Origin of the sequence: Streptomyces sp. NPDC093261 (genome assembly GCF_044753645.1) — a bacterium.
Taxonomy (GTDB): Bacteria; Actinomycetota; Actinomycetes; order Streptomycetales; family Streptomycetaceae; genus Streptomyces.
Genome location: NZ_JBIVNO010000003.1, coordinates 214,607 through 233,444 on the forward strand (window position 1 = coordinate 214,607; position 18,838 = coordinate 233,444).

The following is an 18,838-nucleotide window of genomic DNA, read 5'->3' on the forward strand; positions in this document are numbered from 1 at the left end:
TGTGAACCTGCGGAGAGTGCCGGTTACTTGATCTTGTTGCCGGCGGAGCGGAGGTTGCCGCAGGCCTCCACCACACGCTTGGCCATCGACGCCTCGGCCACCTTGCCCCAGGTGCGCGGGTCGTAGGTCTTCTTGGAGCCGACCTCGCCGTCGACCTTCAGAACGCCGTCGTAGTTCTTGAACATGTGGTCGGCGACCGGACGCGTGAAGGCGTACTGCGTGTCGGTGTCGATGTTCATCTTGACCACGCCGTTCTCCAGCGCCGTCAGGATCTCCTGCTCGGAGGAGCCGGAGCCGCCGTGGAAGACGAAGTCGAACGGCTGGCTCCCGGCCGGGCGGCCGAACTTGGCGGCGACGCCCTCGTTCAGCTCCTTCAGCAGCTCGGGACGCAGGACGACATTGCCCGGCTTGTACACACCGTGCACATTGCCGAAGGACGCGGCCAGCAGGTAGCGGCCCTTCTCGCCGAGGCCGAGCGCCTCGGCCGTGCGGATCGCGTCGTCGACCGTCGTGTAGAGCGAGTCGTTGATCTCGTGGGAGACGCCGTCCTCCTCACCGCCGGTGGGGGTGATCTCCACCTCGAGGATGATCTTCGCGGCGCGGGCGCGCTCCAGCAGCTCCTGGGCGATCTTCAGGTTGTCGGAGAGGGTCTCCGCCGAGCCGTCCCACATGTGGGACTGGAACAGCGGGTTCCGGCCGGCCTTGACCCGCTCCTCGGAGATCGCCAGGAGCGGACGCACATACCCGTCGAGCTTGTCCTTCGGGCAGTGGTCGGTGTGCAGCGCGACGTTGACCGGGTACTTCTCGGCGACGATGTGAGCGAACTCGGCCAGGGCCACGGCACCGGTGACCATGTCCTTGCTGTACTGGCCGCCCAGGAACTCGGCGCCACCCGTCGAGATCTGGACGATGCCGTCGCTCTCCGCCTCCGCGAAACCGCGCAGGGCCGCATGCAGGGTCTGGGAAGACGTCACGTTGATGGCCGGGTAGGCGAACTTGCCTGCCTTCGCCCGGTCGAGCATCTCGTTGTAGACCTCGGGGGTTGCGATGGGCATCTGTCCGCTCCTTGTTGTGCGGGTTGCGTTCTGCGTGCTGAGGGCCCTGACCTAGGGGGTGACGTCATCGTCGGCCCCATCTTTGCAGACGGAGCCGGATGCATCGGACACCCTGTCCAGCCTGTGGAAGACCCCTGCCTCAGTCCAGCCCGAGTTCGTCCTTGGAGTACGCGAACAGGTACGGCACGCCCGCCTTCTCGGCGACCGCCTCGGCCGCGCCCGTCGCCCGGTCCACGATGGTGGCGACCGCGACGACCTCGGCACCGGCTTCCCGCAGCGCCTCGACGGCGGTCAGCACCGAGCCGCCGGTGGTGGACGTGTCCTCGACGGCCAGCACCCGCCGGCCCGCGACCTCGGTGCCCTCGATACGCCGCTGGAGACCGTGCGCCTTGCCCGCCTTGCGGACGACGAACGCGTCGAGCGTCCTCCCGCGCGCGGCGGAGGCGTGCAGCATCGCGGTGGCCACCGGGTCGGCGCCCAGGGTCAGACCGCCGACCGCCTCGTAGTCCAGGTCGGCGGTCAGGTCGAGCATGACCTGACCGACCAGCGGGGCGGCCACCCCGTCGAGGGTGATGCGGCGCAGGTCGACGTAGTAGTCGGCTTCCTTGCCCGACGACAGGGTCACCTTGCCGTGCACCACGGCCTTGTCCTTGATCTGCTGCAACAGCTCACCACGCACGTCAGTCATGCCAGCCAGCTTAAGGGCGTCGCCACGTCCAGGTCGTCGTGGCCTCCAGCGGCTCGATGGGGGTGACCAGGCGCGGAAGGGTGTTGAGGCCGTTCGGCGGGCCGGTCTGCGGTTCCACGCACACCGCCTCCGGCTGCTCGTCGTAGACCACGACCCACTCCTCGCGGCTGGTGACCCGCAGTTCAAGCCGTCCCGGCCAGGTGAGGGTGACATCGATGCCGCCGGGCATGCCGAAGCAGTCGTCCCAGGGACCGGGCTTCGGGTCGACGCGGTTGCCGGTGGGCAGATGGTCCTCGCCGCGCTCCTCCTGCCAGGCGGGCGCGAAGTCGAGGCGCACGTCCTCGCCGCCGAGGGTGCGGTTGAACCACGGGTGCCAGCCGACCTGGGCCGGGAACGAGGAGTCGTACGTCTCGACGGACATGGTCAGCGTGAGCGCGTCGGCGGTGAGCGAGGCGAGCTGGGTGACCCGGCCGGGGTAGGGCCAGGGGGCGACCAGGTCGTAGGTGAGGACGGCCTCGGCCGGCTCTGCGCGGGCCACCCGCCAGGCGCCGTTCCGTGCGGTGCCGTGGATGGCGTGCGGCGGGGCGTTGAGGGGCATCCGGTGGACGGTGCCGCCGTCGCGGAACATGCCGTCCCGGATGCGTCCGCACCAGGGGACCATCGGGAAGCACCCGTAGCGCTCGCCCTGCCGCAGCAGCTCCGCACCGCCGACGCGCAGGCTCCGGACCCGCCCGCCGTTCGCCGGCGCCAGCACGACTTCCGCGTCTCCCGCGGCCAACGTGATCTCGTCGTTACTCACGAGGCCGACCCTACTTCCCCGATCAAGAGGACATGCCGCCACCGGTCAGCGGCGGCGGCGCAGCAGGCGGCCCGCCACGATGGCCGAGGCCACGAGCAGGGCCGCCGCCGGGGCGGCCCAGCGGAGGGTGGCGGTGGCCGTCACGGTCTCCGGGGCCGGAACGGGCGCGTAGCGGCCGCGCGGGGGCGCGTGATCGACTTCCTCGGCGCTGCGGCCGATCATCGTGCGCCGGGCGTGCGCCGCCTCGGCCGGAGGCTCGTCGTCGCCCTCGAACCCGGCCTCGTCGTCGTCCACGAAACCCGCCTCGTCGTCGTCCGCGAACCGGTCGAGGGACGACGGGGGGACGCCGGCGTCGAAGAAGGAGGGGGATGACGGGGCCTCGGGAGCCGAGGGAGACGACGAGGACTCCGGAGGCGTGGGAGACGACGAGGACTCCGGAGGCGTGGGAGACGACGGGGACTCGGGAGCCGAGGGAGCCGAGGGAGCCGCGGGCTCCGCCGCCTCCGGAGACGTTCCCTCGGCCTTCTCCTCGACCCTCTCCTCGGCCTTCTCCTCGACCCTCTCCTCGGCCTTCTCCTCGACCCTCTCCTCGTCGTCCGGCCGGGTGGTCTCCCCCAGGCTCTCCGCGCATCTGCCCAGCAGCCGGGTCCCCGCCGACGCCACCGCGTCCGGGGGCAGTTCCGCGATCCGGCCGTCCCCGGTGGCCGTTCCGGTGAACACGACCGTGGTGCCGCCCTCGGCCGGGCGCAGCCGCACGGACAGGGACAGCTTGACCGCACCGGTGCCGCGGGCCTCCGTGGCCTCGCCCTCCACCAGGTACGAGCCGTCGTCCTGCCCCGCGATCCGCAGCGAGCCACGGTAGGTGATCGTGTGGCCGCCGACCCGCACCTTCAGCCGGCCGGCCACGGGATCCGCGCCGGCGTCCTGCTGAAGGCCGGGGATCGCGCGGGCCACCCGTGCGGGGTCCGCCAACGCCCGGCCGAGCCCCTCGGCAGGAACCGGTACGAACACCTCATGCTCCATGTCTGCCGAGCCTACCCAGCAGATCCCGAACCGCACCCGTACATCACGGGATTCACACCACAGGGGAGGTCCGGGCCCTCAGCGCGTGTACCCGGGGTGCAGCAGCGTCGAGGGCGGCAGGTCCGGCAGCCGGGTGCGGGCCGCGTCCCGCGCGTCCGCCAGCAGGGACGCCTGGTTCAGCACCGGCAGCCGCGGCACGCGCGGGTCCAGGGTCAGCACCGGGCGGGTCAGGGCCGCGAGCACGAAACCCCAGTCGCGCGGGGCCCGGGACAGGCCCGTGGAACGCCCGGTGCCGTCCGGGCCTCCCGCGGGATCCCCGGCGCCGGCGGCGACGCGGTAGACGACCGTGCGCAGGCCCGCCGCCCGAACCGTCGCCTCGACCGTCCAGAAGACGCGCGGGCGGGAGGTCGCCGGGCCCGCGTGCACCACGAGACGGCCGCCCGGCGCCAGCACACGGCGGACCAGGCCGTAGAACTCCTGCGAGTACAGCTTCGTGCTCGCCGCGATGCCGGGGTCCGGGAGGTCCGCGATCACCACGTCGTACGTGCCCCGGGTGTGCCTGAGCCAGCAGAACGGGTCCGCCGTCCGCACCCGGACCCGCCGGTCCGCGAAGGCGTGGCCGTTCAGCGCGGACAGGGCGCGGTCGCGGCGGGCGAGCAGGACCACCGCCGCGTCCGGTTCGACCACGTCGACCCGGAGCACGCGCGGCCCGCGCAGCACCTCGCGCACCGCGAGGCCGTCACCGCCGCCCAGGACGAGCACGCGCGCGTGCGGCCCACCGCTCATCGCGGGGTGCACGAGCGCCTGGTGGTAGAGGCGCTCGTCGCTGCCGTCCATCCGCAGCCGGCCGTCGAGGAAGAGGTCCAGGGGGTGGTCCCGGGTGCCGCCGGTGAGCACCGCCTCCTGGACACCGCTGCGCACCGCCACCCGGACGTGGCCTCCGTAGACCGCCTGGCGTGCGGCCCGCTCGAAGTCGCTCACCAGGGCGGCCGCCGTACCGAGCAGCACGAGCACGACGACGTTGGCGGCCAGCAGCAGCCAGCGGCCGCGGCGGCTCAGGTCCCGCCGGAACAGCCCGAGGACCAGGGCGCCGCCCGCGACCGCGTTGACCGCGCCGGTGAGCAGGGCGCCCGTGAGCTGACCGAGCTGCGGGAGCAGCAGGAAGGGGAAGGCGAGGCCGCCGACCAGCGCGCCCACGTAGTCCGCCGCGAAGAGGTCCGCGACCGCGCCGCCCGCGTCCTGGCGGCGGATGCGCTGGATCAGCTCCATCAGCAGGGGCACCTCGGCACCGATGAGCAGGCCGATGGCGAGCGAGAAGCCGACCAGCAGACAGCGCGGACCGCCGGACCAGACGCCGCCCCAGTCACCGGTCCAGGCGAAGACCGCGTACAGGGCCATGGCGCTCGAACCGCCGACCAGCGCGAGCGCCGCCTCCACCGCGCCGAAACCGGCGGCGGCGCGGAAGCGGAGCCGCTTCGCGGCGAGCGAGCCGATGCCCATCGCGAAGACCATCACCGAGAGCACGACGGAGGCCTGGGTGACGGAGTCGCCGGTCAGGTACGAGGCCAGGGCGACGAGTTCGAGCTCGTACACAAGTCCGCAGGCCGCGCAGACGAACACGCCGGCGAGGACGAGAAACCGTCCGGTGCCGGGGCGTACGGGCAGCCGCGCCTGGGCCGTGCCGGCCTCGCCCCAGGGGCGCGGCACGGCGGGTGGTGCGGGCGCGTGCGGTTCGATCACGTGGGAACGCTACGTCAGGGTCGCGGCGGGCTTTGTCACCCACACGTGTGGAACTGCCGCCTCCTCATACCCCGGAGGGGCTGAGCCGGGAGTGGCCGGCGTCGGTCCGCGCGGCCGGCGTCCTCACGCCGACCCGGGTCCGGGTCGCCACCAACTGGCCGTCCTGCGGGTAGGCGTGCCAGGTGCGCCAGTGGACCTGGCCCTCGTGGTGGCGGGCCAGCAACGCCGTGAACGCGTGCGGGCTGCCGGGGAAGACGCCGGCCAGGCCATGGGGATGGTCGGAGACCAGTGCCAGCAACTCCTGGGCGCGGCCGGCGAAGGAACGGGGGGAGAGGACCTCGACCCGGGCCGCGAACTCGTACTCCCAGTCGCCGATCCGTTTGGCCACGCCCAGCGGCAGCGGCGCGCTGGAGCCCGCGATACACGCCACCGTCTCCGAACAGATGCCCCGCTCCTCCTCGAGAAGTACCTGGTGGGACGCGCCGAGCAGTCTCAACTGGAGGCGTGTGCCGGACAGTTCGAGATCCAGCGTGGCGAGCGCGGGCAGCGGCTCGCGGCCCATGGTCCAGGCCAGGTCGGCCGCACGCGTGTCGGTGTAGGCGGTGTTCAGGGTCGTGAGCATGGATCGGCTCCGCTAGCACGCAAAGTGAGGAGTGGGGTCCGGCGCACCCCGGTCGTGGCGCCGGCGGACGAGGCCGGCCCGGCCAGTCGGGTGGTACGTCCGGTCGGCCCGGTGGGGAGGACGCTTGCGGGACAGGTGTCCGAGGGACGTCCGCGGGCTGCTTCGGTGGTTGAGAGGGAATCATGAACTGTGGCGTCGTCACAGCGTTTTTACCCAAGACCGCCCGGTTTCCATCCCCCCGAGGGCTCCACAGCGCATCTGTTCAACTACGGCGTACGCCAGGGGCATTGGCGCGGCTGACATATGCGCCTCCGCACCCCCCGGTCGGGCGCGCGGCCGCACACGATACGGACGCCACGCATCCGCGCGCTCCCTCGATCGAGTGACTCTCCCTCGCGTCGCCCACGCCCCTCCGGTCGCTCCCGTCGGCACGCCCCATGCCGCGTGCCCGCCGGGAGACGATCCCGGCGGGCACGTACGACCCGGATGTCCTCCCCCTCGAAGACCTCCCGCCGGTCAGCTCCCTCCGCCGCACCCGCCCCCGCCGCACGACGACCCGCAGGACGAGTGGCCGCCGCAGGAGTGGCCCCCGCCGCAGGAGTGATGCCCCCCGGAGTCGTGCCCTCCGGAGTGATGCCCCCCGGAGTGGTGCCCTCCGGAGTGGTGGCCGCCCGACGAGGAGTCACCGGCGATCCCGGCGGCCCACCAACTGCCGTCCCCACTGTCGCTGCCACTGCGGCCCCACGAGGACCCCCGCGTCCGCGCGCCTCGGGCCGCCGACCGCGACGCCGCCTTCGGGCCGCGCCTACGGGCGTTCACCACGAGGCTCACCACGAGACCGATGCAGACGATCACCACGGCGATGCCGAACAACATGACCTCGTCCCCCTTTCCTCTCACTCCCCCGGGCGGCCCCCGCGGGCTCCTCCGTGTACCCGGGTGCACGGGGGATGCCCTCGCCTTCCACCGGCCAAAGCAGAGTTGAGGAACTACAGAGCTTCGGCGCAGGATGGCGGCCATGACCTCCAGCGCGCGCCCCTTCCTCAACCGTCGGCTCGCCGAGTTCGGGACGACGATCTTCGCCGAGATGTCGGCCCTCGCCCTGAGCACCGGATCCATCAACCTGGGTCAGGGCTTCCCGGACACCGACGGCCCCGAGCAGGTCCGCGAGGCCGCCGTGCGGGCGCTGCGCGACGGGCGCGGCAACCAGTACCCGCCGGGCCCCGGCGTCCCCGAGCTGCGCACCGCCATCGCCGCGCACCAGCGGCGGCGCTACGGCCTCGCGTACGACCCGGACACCGAGGTGCTGGTCACCGCGGGGGCGACCGAGGCGATCGCCGCGGCTCTGCTGGCCCTGCTGGAGCCCGGTGACGAGGTGATCGCGCTGGAGCCGTACTACGACTCGTACGCCGCCTGCATCGCCATGGCGGGCGGCCGGCGCGTGCCGGTCACGCTGCGGCCGCACCACGAGGGGGGCGCGAGCTTCCGCCTCGACCTGGACGAACTGCGCGACGCCGTCACCGACCGCACCCGGCTGCTGCTGATCAACACCCCGCACAACCCCACCGGCACCGTGCTCACCCGCGAGGAGCTGTCCACGATCGCCGAGCTGGCCGTCGAGCGGGATCTGCTCGTCGTCACGGACGAGGTGTACGAGCACCTGGTGTTCGACGACGCCGAGCATGTGCCGCTCGCGACCTTCCCGGGCATGCGCGAGCGGACCGTCACCATCTCGTCGGCGGGCAAGACGTACTCCTTCACGGGGTGGAAGGTCGGCTGGGTGACGGCGCCGGCCGGGCTCGTCGCCGCGGTGCGCTCGGCCAAGCAGTTCCTGACGTATGTGTCGTCCGGGCCCTTCCAGTACGCCGTCGCCGAGGCGCTCGCCCTTCCCGAGACGTACTTCGAGGGGTTCCGGGCGGATCTGCGGGCCAAGCGGGACCTGCTCGCGAGCGGGCTCGCGGAGGCGGGCTTCGCGGTGTTCCGGCCGGCCGGAACCTACTTCGTCACCACCGACATCCGCCCCCTCGGCGAGAGCGACGGACTCGCCTTCTGCCGCGCGCTGCCCGAGCGCGCCGGAGTCGTCGCCATTCCGAACACGGTCTTCTACGACCACCGGGAGGCCGGTGCCCCGTTCGTCCGCTTCGCCTTCTGCAAGCGCATCGAGGTCCTGGAGGAGGCGGTCCGGCGGCTGAAGGCCCTGGTGGACTGACACCGCCGACCGGCCGGGCACACCACGCACGTCACCGGAGACGACCCGAGCGGGTCGACCGCCGCCCCGGCCCGTCAACCGGCGTCCCCGCGCGTCAACCGGCAGCGCGCCGTACGCGGGAATTCGCACCCGCACGGCCGCGCAAGGTTCGCAAATCGGGTGTGATGGACGCATGGTTCCGGTGTGACCGACGCCAGGACCATCTCGGCCCCCACCGCGCGGGCCCCGAGGAACAGCGACCGTGTCCGTCCGGCCGGGGACGGCCGGCGGCCGCCGACGACGGCCGCCGCGGCCCTCGGGCTGTTCTTCGTCGCCCGGCTGTGCGGCGGTCTGGTGCTCGCCCTCGTCGCCCGGTCCGCGGGCAAACACCCCCTGCTTCTGCTCGGGCACTCCTGGGACTCCGTCTGGTACCTGAGGATCGCCGCCCACGGCTACGGATACACCCTGCGCAACAGCACCGGTGTCCACAGCGACCTGGCGTTCTTCCCGCTCTACCCCGGCCTGGTCCGGGCGGTCGCCACCCTCACCCCGCTCGACGGCGTCAAGGCGGGGCTGCTGGTGTCCTGGACGGCCGCCGCGGTCGCCGCGTACGGCATCTACCGGATCGGCGTACGGCTGCACGGCCCCGCCGCGGCCACCGTCCTCGTCGCGCTCTGGGGGCTGCTGCCGCACTCCGTCGTGCTCTCGATGGCCTATACCGAGCCCGTGCTGACGGCGTGCGCCGCCTGGTCGCTGTACGCGGTCCTGACAGGGCGCTGGGTGTGGGCGGGGGCGCTGGCGGCGCTCGCCGGCCTGTCCCGACCGAACGGCTGTTCGGTAGCCGTCGCGGTGCTCGCGTCGGCGTCCCACGAGGTGTGGCGGGCGCGTGGTCGCGGAGTTTCCCACAGGCTGTGGACGGGCGCGGCCCTCGCCCCCCTCGGCTGGAGCGGCTATGTGCTGTGGGTCGGCCACCGCAAGGGCGATCCGCTCGGCGGCTACTTCACCGTGCAGCGGCTGTGGGGCTCGCGGTTCGACTTCGGGCACGGCGCGCTGCGCTTCACCGAGCACATGGCGTTGCACGGCACCCGGCTGCTGTTCCCGATGGCCCTGGTGGTCCTCGGGGTGGGCAGCGTGCTCTTCGCGCTGCTGATCGCGGACCGTGCCCCGCTGCCGCTCGTCGTCTACAGCGGCGTGCTGCTGGTGATCGCGCTCGGCGGCTCCGGGTTCTTCGAGTCCAAGCCGCGCTTTCTGCTGCCGGCGTTCCCGCTGCTGATCGTGGTGGCGCGGGCGCTGGTACGGACGGCGAGAGCCCGGCCATGGCATGCCACCATCGTGGCGAGCGCCCTGGCCGGGCTCTCCTTTGCCTATGGGGCGTATCTGGTGGTACTGGCCCGGTCGCCCCTCTAGCCGGGTCTACTCTCCGTCGTCCTCGGGCTTGTCCGCGTCGTCGACTTCCTCCGTGAGGCCGAGCTGCTCGACGAGCCACCGGTCGAACTCGATGGCGGCGCGCACCCAGCTCACGGTCGACGAGACGAAGTGCTCCAGGCTCACGCCGGTGCCGATCAGCATCTGCGCCTCACCGATGAGGCGGACGGTGCCGTCGTCGTGCGTGTGGGTGTAGACCTTGGGCCACAGGGTGCGCCGGTTCCAGTCGTCGATGGACTCCAGCAGCTGCGGCTTCTCGTCGATCTGGTGGGGACGGTCGTAGAACGTCCGCACGGAGAAGACGGCCTGGTCGCCCTCGCCGCGGAACATGAAGTACGTACGGAACTGCTCCCACGGTGCGACGAGGTCTCCCTCTTCGTCAACGAGGTGCTTGAGCTCCATCTGGTCCAGGAGCTGCTTCACGAGGTCCTGATCCGGAACCACGGGGCCCGCCGGCGGCTGCGGCTCGGGCTGGCCCCCGAAATTCGGAATCGAGGACGGGTCGATGCTCACCGTGTTCTTCCCTTCGTACGGATTCCGCCATCCTCCCTCATCCGGGGAGGGGGCTGGCAACCCTGAGCGGGTCGTGTCCGCCGGGGGCTGACATGATCCGGCCGGTGTCCGCCGGGCGGGCGGGCCAGGCAGGTGGACCGGGCGGGCGGGGGCCGGGCGGGCGGGGGCCGGGCAGGCGCAGGATCATGTGGGGACTCCGGTGGCTTTCCCTGCCCTCGCGGCGCCGCGCCGCCCGACCGCATGGGCGACGCGCACGGCACGCGAGAACCCGCCGGCCGGCGTCGACGAGGTCGAGCCGACCGTGGAGTACGAGGACGGGGACACCGCCCTCGTGCACCTCTCCCCCCACGCGGGCCGACCGGGCGGCCCCGCCGGGGGACCGCCGGTCAGAGGGTCTTGCCGGACGCGGGGCCCACCAGCAGCCCGTCGCCGAAGGTGTGCACCCGGACCGTGTCGCCGTCCTTGACCTCACCGGCCAGGATCTCCTTGGCGAGGCGGTCGCCGATGGCGGTCTGGACGAGTCGGCGCAGGGGACGGGCGCCGTACGCCGGGTCGTTGCCCTCGTCGGCGAGCCAGGCCAGGGCCTCCGGGGTGACCTCCAGGGTCAGCCGCCGTTCGGCCAGCCGCTTGGCCAGGCGGTCGATCTGGAGCCGGGCGATACGGCTCAGCTCGTCCTTCGACAGCGCCGAGAAGACCACCAGGTCGTCGAGCCGGTTCAGGAACTCCGGCTTGAAGGAGGCGCGGACCACCTCCAGCACCTGCTCCTTCTTCTCCTCCTCCGTCGAGATCGGATCGACCAGGTACTGGCTGCCCAGGTTCGAGGTCAGCACGAGGATCACATTGCGGAAGTCGACCGTGCGTCCCTGACCGTCCGTCAGTCGGCCGTCGTCCAGCACCTGAAGGAGGATGTCGAAGACCTCCGGGTGCGCCTTCTCCACCTCGTCGAGGAGCACCACGCTGTACGGGCGGCGGCGCACCGCCTCCGTCAGCTGGCCGCCCTCCTCGTAGCCGACGTATCCGGGCGGGGCGCCGACCAGCCGGGCGACGCTGTGCTTCTCGCCGTACTCCGACATGTCGATGCGGACCATCGCCCGCTCGTCGTCGAAGAGGAAGTCGGCGAGCGCCTTGGCCAGCTCGGTCTTGCCGACACCCGTCGGGCCGAGGAAGAGGAACGAGCCGGTCGGGCGGTCCGGGTCGGCGATGCCTGCCCGGCTGCGGCGCACGGCGTCGGAGACGGCCTGTACGGCCTCGGTCTGGCCGATGAGCCGCCGGCCCAGCTCCTCCTCCATCCGCAGCAGCTTCTGCGTCTCACCCTCCAGAAGGCGTCCGGCGGGGATGCCCGTCCAGGAGGCGACGACGTCCGCGATGTCGTCGGGGCCGACCTCGTCCTTGACCATGGTGCCCTTGGACGCCTCCTCCTCGGCCTCGGAGGCGGCCTCCAGTTCCTTCTCCACGCCCGGGATCTCGCCGTACAGCAGCTTGGAGGCGGTGTCGAAGTCCCCGTCACGCTGGGCGCGTTCGGCCTGGCCGCGCAGGTCGTCGAGCTTCTCCTTCAGCTCACCGACACGGTTGAGGGACTGCTTCTCCTTCTCCCAGCGGGCGGTCAGGCCCCGCAGCTCCTCCTCCTTGTCGGCGAGGTCGCGGCGCAGCTTCTCCAGCCGCTCCTTGGAGGCCTGGTCGGTCTCCTTGCCGAGCGCCAGCTCCTCCATGCGCAGCCGGTCCACGACCCGCTGGAGCTCGTCGATCTCCACGGGGGAGGAGTCGATCTCCATGCGCAGCCGCGAGGCGGACTCGTCGACCAGGTCGATGGCCTTGTCGGGCAGGAAGCGCGAGGTGATGTACCGGTCGGAGAGGGTGGCCGCGGCCACCAGCGCGCTGTCCGCGATCTGCACCTTGTGGTGGGCCTCGTAGCGGCCCTTGAGGCCACGCAGGATCGCGATGGTGTCCTCGACGGTCGGCTCGGTGACCAGCACCTGCTGGAAGCGGCGCTCCAGCGCGGGGTCCTTCTCGATCCGCTCGCGGTACTCGTCGAGGGTCGTCGCACCGACCATGCGCAGTTCACCGCGCGCCAGCATCGGCTTGAGCATGTTGCCGGCGTCCATGGCGGAGTCGCCGCCGGCGCCGGCGCCCACGACGGTGTGCAGCTCGTCGATGAACGTGATGATCTGGCCGTCGGAGTCCTTGATCTCGGCGAGAACGGTCTTCAGGCGCTCCTCGAACTCGCCGCGGTACTTGGCACCCGCGACCATGGCGCCGAGGTCCAGCGCGACCAGCCGCTTGTCCTTGAGGGACTCGGGCACGTCGCCCTTCACGATCCGCTGGGCGAGCCCCTCCACGACGGCCGTCTTGCCGACGCCGGGCTCACCGATGAGGACCGGGTTGTTCTTCGTGCGGCGGGACAGCACCTGCACCACGCGGCGGATCTCCTGGTCCCGGCCGATGACCGGGTCGAGCTTGCCGTCGCGCGCGGCGGCGGTGAAGTCGGTGCCGAACTTCTCGAGAGCCTTGTACTGGCCCTCCGGGTCCGGGGTCGTCACCCGGCGTCCTCCCCTTGTCTTCTGGAACGCGTCCAGCAGCTTCCTGGCGTCCGCGCCCTGGCGAGTCAGGACCTCCCCCGCGCCGCCTCCCTTGGCCGCGATGCCGATGAGCAGATGCTCGGTGGAGAGGTACTCGTCGCCGAGGTCCTTGGCCCTCTGGCTCGCGTCCGCGATCACGGCCAGCAGTTCGCGGTTGGGCTGGGGCGGTGCGACGGTCGACCCGGTCACGCTGGGCAGCCCTCCGAGCACGCGCTCGGCGCCGGCCCGCACGGAGGCCTGGTCCGCGTCCACGGCGGCCAGCAGGTCGATGATGTTCTCGTTGTCCTGCCCCTCCAGCAGCGCGAGGAGCAGATGGGCGGGGGTCAGGTCCGGGTGGCCCTCGGCAACGGCCCGGCTGCCGGCCGCGTTGATCGCGTCCCGGCTCCTGTTGGTCAGCTCGGCGTCCACGTTCCCGTTCTCCTCCTTGCGTCGGCCGCGCTCAGCTGTCGTCAATCCTTCACGCTGACGAGAGCAGCGTACACAAAGTTGAGTCTATTCCACTCAAGGCGCCGAGCGGGAGAGAGAACGGCGATGTTCCGGGGAGCGAGGGCCGTCCGCTCACCCACAGGGCGCGTCCGGCATCCAGTACCCCGGAGGGGGGCGGCCACTGCAGTGCGCCGGCCTCCCCCGCCCGTACGGCAGCACGAAGGGCCCGCTCCGGCCGTAGGGAATACGGGCCGGACGCGGGCCTGGCTCGGTGATCACAGAGCGCGGGAGCGGGAACGCCGGAGCGGACAGGCGCAAGCGGGTGCGCGAAGGGGCCACGGGCGGCCGCAGGCAGACCGAGGGCACACCACCCGACCGGCGCCCGCGGCGAAGCCGTCACGGTCGGTGAGGAGCGCGCATCCGGCCGAACTCCGGGTAAGGACTGATTTCAGCCACCGTGGCGTTGGGGCATACCCGGAGTTTCCGCAGAAACTGCAGCGGCGTCACCGTGTTCAGGTCACGGTGACGCCGCTGCGGGGGGAAGCACCTGAGCGATCTGTTACGACGGGGGAATCGCGTCAGGCACTGCGGGGGGTGGCTGTAATGGTCCGCATGACCGGGGTGTCCGGTTCGACCAGCCGGTGGTCGCGCTGGTCAAGATTCACAAAGATCATTCCGTACCGTATGGCGCACCGGACAGGCTGCGGCGCCCCCCGAGGCCGCCGCAGGAGCCGGTAGGCCCGCACATCATCGTCATCGTCCCGGGCGACGACCACGGGCTCCCCGAACACGGTCACCATCAACGAGTCACCGCTGTGGGGGATGGCGGTGACCAGGTCGATGAAGTGCCAGCCGGAGCGGTAGGCCGTGGCCATCTCGCGACGGAAGGTGCGGTCGTCCGGAGGAGTGGTCACATCAGCTCCACACGCTGTCATCTGTGCCGACGGGCGCATTGCCATCGCCGGCCGCAGAAGAAGCGGGCACCAACGACCAGACGCTGTCCGCTCGCACGTCCTCCTTCGTGCCGGAGAGGCCACTCAGTGTTCCGAAGGCCACAACGGCGGAGAAGGTGGCGACAAGCACCGAGCGAAGCATTCTCTTACCCATAGTCGGCTTCGTCCTCACTTGAAGGTCCCCTCTTCCCCCGTCGACTTAGACGATGGCTCATTCGGGCACGTCATGGCCACACAATCGGTGCATCATGTTCCTGCATGTTCAGGACCCTGGGGGGTGGAGGTTTGACAACCAATCGGGCTAAAGAGACACATCCCCATGCCTTGACCGAACTGTGCGAGGAGGGTGGCCGCCTGTATGCGAACGCCCTGCGCACAGGGCGTATCGCCCGCGCCGACGCGGAAGAGGCTCCTTGCCTGATGGAGTTCGCCCTCCTCCATCCCGATCCGGACGACGCCACCTGGCTGCGTCCCGTGCCCCCCTCGGTCGCCCTGGCCCAGCGGCTGAACCCGATAGAACGTGAGATATCCGAGCGCAGGCGGCTGTCGACCAACCTGGCCGAAACCTTCGAGCCGTTCATGGCGCTCAGCGCGCAGGTGACCGCGCCCACGCACTCGATCACGGTGCTGGAGGGGCTCGACCGGATCAACGCGGCGCTCGACCTGGCCACGGCCCAGTGCCAGAACGAGATGCTGACGGTCCAGCCGAGCGGCCACCGCCCCGAACGCCGGCTCATCGAGGGTCTGGAGCGCGACCGGCCGCTGATCGAGCGTGGGGTGCGCATCCGGACCCTCTATCAGCACACGGCCCGCTACAGCCCGGAGCGACTGGCGTACGTGGACCAGTTCGCCGACGGCAAGGCCGAGTACCGCACCATCGACGAACTCGTCGAGCGGCTCATCATCTGCGACGAGGCGGTCGCGTTCATCCCCATCAGCGACGACCGCCAGGTCGCCCTGGAGCTGCGTCACCCGGGCCTCGTCCGCTATCTGGTGAAGGTCTTCGAGTTCATGTGGGGCCGGGCGGTGCCGCTGAGGGCGGGCACCCCCTACGAAACCGATCCGGACGGCATCACGGACATCCAGCACTCCATCGCCAAGCTCCTGGTGGAGGGCCATGTCGACGAGGCCATCGCCCGCCGCCTGGGCATGAACGTGCGCACCTGCCGCGCCCACATAGCCAAGCTGGCCACAGCCCTCGGCAGCGGCAGCCGTGCCCAACTCGGCTATCTCATAGCGCAGTCGGGGATCCTGAGTCAGAACCACCCGCCGGGGGAGGGCGGCCCGGGCCCTCGCGGTGACGGGGGCTCATAGGCCGGTGAAGGGCTCATAAGCCGGTGAAGGGGACTCTTGGGCCGGTAAGGGCTCGTAGGCCGGCGGGGGCCTCATCAGCCGGTTGGGGAGCCGTAGGCCGGTTGGGGAGCCGTAGGCGGGCCGCGGGGGCCGGAGGCCTTGAAGGAGCCTCATCAGCCGGTTGGGAAGCCGCAGGCCGGTTGGAGAGCCGCAGGCCGGTTGGAGAGCCGCAGGCCGGTTGGAGAGCCGCAGGCCGGTTGGGAAGCCGCAGGCCGGTTGGGAAGCCGCAGGCCGGTTGGGAAGCCGCAGGCCGGTTGGGAAGCCGCAGGCCGGTTGGGAAGCCGCAGGCCGGTTGGGAAGCCGCAGGCCGGTTGGAGAGCCGCAGGCCGGTTGGAGAGCCGTGGGCGGGCCGCGGGGGCCGGAGGCCTTGAAGAGGACTCCCAGGCGGGCGGGGGCGCCTCACAAGCCGGTTGCGGGGGCTTCACAGACCGGTGGGGGACTCCGGGGCGCCGGGAGTGGTGAGGGGGAGCAGTTCGGGGGCGTGCGCGGGCCCGTCCAGGCCCGCCTGTGCGATGCGGACGCCCAGTTGGGTACGGCTCGCGGCGCCCAGGGTCTCGGAAAGCCGGGCGATGTGCGCCCGGCAGGTGCGCACACTGATGCCGAGGCGCTCGGCGACCACGGCGTCCTGGTGGCCCTCCGCCAGCAGCGCCGCGATCGAGCGTTCCCGGTGGGTGATGCCGTCGATGCCGGTCTCCGGCAGCGGGGACGTCAGCGGGATCGCCAGGCGCCACAGCCGCTCGAAGATGGTGACCAGATAGTCGATCAGGGCCGGGTGGCGCAGCTCCAGCGCGATGGTGCGGTCGGGGTTCGCCGGGATGAAGGCGACCGTGCGGTCGAACAGGATCAGGCGCTCGGGCACCTCGTCCAGGGTGCGGGCCTCGGCCGCCTCGCCCATCAGCTCCATGTAGGTGTGCAGCCCCTGGCCGTGGCGGGCGACGTGCGTGTACAGATCGCGCATCCGGACGCCCCTGCGGCGCATCTCCAGCGCCCGGTGCAGGCCCTCGGAGAGCTCGTCCTCGCGGCGGATGCCGCCCGGCTGCACCGTCAGCACCTCGCGCGTGCACTGTTCCGTCGCCTCGTCCATGGCGGCACGGATCCGCGGCAGCCCGTCCAGGACACGGATCGCCACGCCCTCCGCGGGACCCTGCTCCCGGCCGCCGAGCCCGGCGTACCACTCGACCGCGGCCACCGCCGCCCCGACCCGTGCCTGGCTCGCGCTGACCTCCTCGTGGACGCCGCGCAGCAGCCGGGTCATGACCTCCTGCGGGGAGGTCGGCACCAGCCAGTCCATGTCGTCGGGATCCGGGTGCAGCAGCGCGAGTTCCAGCAGGCAGGGCACCGACGCGGCGTCGGCACGGGGCACCCGGCCCCGGCGTACGGCCCGGGAGTACACCCGGTTCCCGGACTCACAGAGCCGGTCAGCGCCGTGCGGATGCGCGTCCGTCCCGTGCCCGGCCATCTTCCACCCCTGGCTCCAACTCCCGGCTCCAGCGTCCTGCAGCGTGTTCGCAGCGCAACTATGCGCGGAGCCGCCCGCCTCCGCAACAAGGCTCCGCCGCCCCGACGCCCGCTCTCGCCGGGAACATCCCGGATTCTCCCTCCCTCCGGAAGTTCCGTTTGCAGCCAGGTGAGCGGGGGGCCGGGAGGGGCCCCACGGAAAACGGCCGTGGGGGGGGGGGGGGGGGGGGCCCCCCCCCCCACCGGGGGGGGGGGGCCGGGGCGCCCCCCCCCCCCCCCCACGGCCGTTGCTCTGTGCCCGCCGCGGGACGCCCGTTACTTCAGGCCGATAGCCGTGCAGGCGGCCTTGTACTTGGGGGTGCAGATGTCCTGGACCGTGTAGATGTTGTCCTGGATCACGGTGTCCTTGATGTTGGCCTTCGTGAGCGCGACCACCGGCACCAGCATCGACGGGATCTTCTTCTCCGTCGGGCTGTCCACCTTGTCCCGGGTCAGCGCGTCGAACTCGATCGAGCGGCCCTGGACCTTCGCCACCGCCATCTCCGCGGCGTTGTTGGCCTCCTCCGGGTACGACTTGTACACGCTCATGTACTGCTCGCCCGTGACGATCCGCTGCACGGCGTCCAGCGAGGCGTCCTGCCCCGTCACCGGCGGGAGCTTGCTGACGCCCGCCTCCTTCAGGGCCTCGATGACGGCGCCGGCCATGCCGTCGTTGGCCGAGTAGACGCCCGCGATGTTGCTCAGGCCGACGGCCTGGATCGCCTCGGTCATGTTCGCCTTGGCGTTCTCCGGCTTCCAGTCCTTCGTGTCGTAGGACTTGACGATGTTGACCTTGCCCTGGAGTTCGCTGAGCGCGCCCTCCTTGAACTGCGCGGCGTTCGGGTCGGTGACCGAGCCGTTCATCATGACGATCTTGCTGGTCTCCGCCTTGCTGCCGAGCGCCTCGACGAGGGCGCGGCCCTGCACCTGGCCGACCAGTTCGTTGTCGAAGGAGATGTACGCGTCGATCGGCCCCTGGGCGAGCCGGTCGTAGGCGATGACCGGAATGCCCGCCTTCTTGGCCTTCTCCACGCCCGATGCGAGGGCCTTGGCGTCCACCGGGTCCACCAGCAGCACATCCACCTTGTCGGCGACCATCTGGTCGAGCTGCTCGCTCTGCTTGGCCGCGTCGGCGTCGGCGTTGGCGTAGAGGACCTTGCCCTTGTCGTGGGTGAGGGAGCGCACCTGGTCCCGGATGATCGGGAAGTCGAACTTGTCGTACCTCGGGTTCTCCTTCTCCGGCAGAAGGAGACCCACTGTGATGTCGTCGCCCTTCTTGGGAGACGCGGAGCTGCTGCCCCCGCCGACCCCGTCGATGACGCCGCACGCGGCGAGAGACACGGCCGCCGCGGACGCGGCCAGGGCTATGGCGGTTCGACGCACAGCGGTCCTGCGGGTGGTACGAGCGTTCACATCAGGTGCCTTCCGGGCGGGGGAGCAGCATTGCGACTCAGGTGGCTGAAAGCCAACGCGGCGACGGTATGCAACGTCAAGAAGTACGGGTTAACGAGATGGCAACAGCATCCGAGTGGAAGTCAAGTGAAGACCAAGGAAGCACACCGCGAGGGCCGTTGCCGAACCTTCGCGTGATGGAGGTTTCTGCCGCCACCTGCAAAGATCGCGAAACCGACGGATCGTCAACTTCCTTGACGTTCCGCAACGTTCACCTCCGACGCCAAACGTGATCTACATCACATAGCGAGGCCACCCCTCACCCGCCTTGCGCCGGGCCTGCCCTTGCCGCACCCGCACCCCTCCGCCCCGGGACCTCGTCGAGCTCCGCCGCCCCGCCACCGGCGCTCCGGCCGCGTCGGACGCCGCACACAAAGGGAAGGTCGTCGAGTCGTAAAGATCTGTATAACCTCTTCCCCGCCTCGCATGTCGTGATCATGAACACCCTTCCGCGTCTCGGTCCGATCACAGGACCGAATGAACTCGGCCAGACGACGCACCGCCGTGGCGGCCGCCACCGCCGTCGTG

Annotated in this window: 14 protein-coding genes; 3 read left to right on the forward strand and 11 right to left on the reverse strand. The window is 71.3% G+C overall.

What is annotated here, in order from left to right; translation table 11 throughout:
- Nucleotides 1-23 precede the first annotated feature (23 nt).
- The 6 genes from fbaA to ACIP94_RS10110 form a co-directional block, all read right to left on the reverse strand.
- Nucleotides 24-1,055, reverse strand: coding sequence for a class II fructose-bisphosphate aldolase (gene fbaA, locus ACIP94_RS10085; RefSeq protein WP_402422218.1), 1,032 nt, complete (start codon nucleotides 1,053-1,055; stop codon nucleotides 24-26).
- 139 nt (nucleotides 1,056-1,194) lie between these two features.
- Nucleotides 1,195-1,743: an orotate phosphoribosyltransferase gene (gene pyrE / locus ACIP94_RS10090; protein ID WP_402422221.1), complete on the reverse strand. Its 549-nt coding sequence runs from the start codon at nucleotides 1,741-1,743 to the stop codon at nucleotides 1,195-1,197.
- 10 nt (nucleotides 1,744-1,753) lie between these two features.
- Nucleotides 1,754-2,542 (reverse strand): aldose 1-epimerase, encoded by a 789-nt coding sequence (locus ACIP94_RS10095; protein ID WP_402422224.1) that lies wholly within the window; start codon nucleotides 2,540-2,542, stop codon nucleotides 1,754-1,756.
- A gap of 45 nt (nucleotides 2,543-2,587) precedes the next feature.
- Nucleotides 2,588-3,565: an SRPBCC family protein gene (locus tag ACIP94_RS10100; RefSeq protein ID WP_402422227.1), complete on the reverse strand. Its 978-nt coding sequence runs from the start codon at nucleotides 3,563-3,565 to the stop codon at nucleotides 2,588-2,590.
- A 78-nt stretch (nucleotides 3,566-3,643) separates the two neighbouring features.
- Nucleotides 3,644-5,305 (reverse strand): polyamine aminopropyltransferase, encoded by a 1,662-nt coding sequence (locus ACIP94_RS10105; RefSeq protein WP_402422230.1) that lies wholly within the window; start codon nucleotides 5,303-5,305, stop codon nucleotides 3,644-3,646.
- A gap of 64 nt (nucleotides 5,306-5,369) precedes the next feature.
- Nucleotides 5,370-5,927: a DUF2617 family protein gene (locus ACIP94_RS10110; RefSeq protein WP_402422233.1), complete on the reverse strand. Its 558-nt coding sequence runs from the start codon at nucleotides 5,925-5,927 to the stop codon at nucleotides 5,370-5,372.
- A 1,009-nt stretch (nucleotides 5,928-6,936) separates the two neighbouring features.
- Between ACIP94_RS10110 and ACIP94_RS10115 the strand changes: the two genes are divergently transcribed.
- Nucleotides 6,937-8,136, forward strand: a complete 1,200-nt coding sequence (locus ACIP94_RS10115; RefSeq protein WP_402422236.1) for a pyridoxal phosphate-dependent aminotransferase — start codon at nucleotides 6,937-6,939, stop codon at nucleotides 8,134-8,136.
- Nucleotides 8,137-8,319: 183 nt separating this feature from the next.
- Nucleotides 8,320-9,522, forward strand: coding sequence for a mannosyltransferase family protein (locus ACIP94_RS10120; RefSeq protein WP_402422239.1), 1,203 nt, complete (start codon nucleotides 8,320-8,322; stop codon nucleotides 9,520-9,522).
- A gap of 6 nt (nucleotides 9,523-9,528) precedes the next feature.
- Here ACIP94_RS10120 and ACIP94_RS10125 read toward each other — a convergent pair whose 3' ends face one another.
- The 3 genes from ACIP94_RS10125 to ACIP94_RS10135 form a co-directional block, all read right to left on the reverse strand.
- Nucleotides 9,529-10,053: a YbjN domain-containing protein gene (locus tag ACIP94_RS10125; RefSeq protein WP_402422242.1), complete on the reverse strand. Its 525-nt coding sequence runs from the start codon at nucleotides 10,051-10,053 to the stop codon at nucleotides 9,529-9,531.
- Between the two features lie 386 nt (nucleotides 10,054-10,439).
- On the reverse strand, nucleotides 10,440-13,037 hold the full coding sequence (gene clpB, locus ACIP94_RS10130; protein ID WP_402423043.1) for an ATP-dependent chaperone ClpB: 2,598 nt from the start codon (nucleotides 13,035-13,037) through the stop codon (nucleotides 10,440-10,442).
- Between the two features lie 596 nt (nucleotides 13,038-13,633).
- The gene (locus ACIP94_RS10135) at nucleotides 13,634-13,969 is read right to left on the reverse strand and encodes a hypothetical protein (protein WP_402422245.1); all 336 of its coding nucleotides are present in this window, start codon (nucleotides 13,967-13,969) and stop codon (nucleotides 13,634-13,636) included.
- A 297-nt stretch (nucleotides 13,970-14,266) separates the two neighbouring features.
- Here ACIP94_RS10135 and ACIP94_RS10140 point away from each other — a divergent pair, with 297 nt between their 5' ends.
- Nucleotides 14,267-15,322: a helix-turn-helix transcriptional regulator gene (locus ACIP94_RS10140; RefSeq protein ID WP_402422248.1), complete on the forward strand. Its 1,056-nt coding sequence runs from the start codon at nucleotides 14,267-14,269 to the stop codon at nucleotides 15,320-15,322.
- 460 nt (nucleotides 15,323-15,782) lie between these two features.
- On the opposite strand, the gene ACIP94_RS10145 is transcribed toward ACIP94_RS10140, so the two are convergent.
- On the reverse strand, nucleotides 15,783-16,820 hold the full coding sequence (locus ACIP94_RS10145) for a LuxR C-terminal-related transcriptional regulator (protein ID WP_402422251.1): 1,038 nt from the start codon (nucleotides 16,818-16,820) through the stop codon (nucleotides 15,783-15,785).
- Nucleotides 16,821-17,134: 314 nt separating this feature from the next.
- Complete coding sequence (locus tag ACIP94_RS10150; protein ID WP_402422254.1) at nucleotides 17,135-18,241, reverse strand: sugar ABC transporter substrate-binding protein; 1,107 nt, start codon at nucleotides 18,239-18,241, stop codon at nucleotides 17,135-17,137.
- Nucleotides 18,242-18,838 lie beyond the last annotated feature (597 nt).

Excerpts from the sequence above, each read along its gene's own strand:
- pyrE (WP_402422221.1), bottom strand. The coding sequence starts at position 1,743 with ATGACTGACGTGCGTGGTGAGCTGTTGCAGCAGATCAAGGACAAGGCC.
- ACIP94_RS10140 (WP_402422248.1), top strand. The coding sequence starts at position 14,267 with ATGTTCAGGACCCTGGGGGGTGGAGGTTTGACAACCAATCGGGCTAAA.
- ACIP94_RS10100 (WP_402422227.1), bottom strand. The coding sequence starts at position 3,565 with ATGGAGCATGAGGTGTTCGTACCGGTTCCTGCCGAGGGGCTCGGCCGG.
- ACIP94_RS10145 (WP_402422251.1), bottom strand. The coding sequence starts at position 16,820 with ATGGCCGGGCACGGGACGGACGCGCATCCGCACGGCGCTGACCGGCTC.
- fbaA (WP_402422218.1), bottom strand. The coding sequence starts at position 1,055 with ATGCCCATCGCAACCCCCGAGGTCTACAACGAGATGCTCGACCGGGCG.
- ACIP94_RS10115 (WP_402422236.1), top strand. The coding sequence starts at position 6,937 with ATGGCGGCCATGACCTCCAGCGCGCGCCCCTTCCTCAACCGTCGGCTC.
- ACIP94_RS10110 (WP_402422233.1), bottom strand. The coding sequence starts at position 5,927 with ATGCTCACGACCCTGAACACCGCCTACACCGACACGCGTGCGGCCGAC.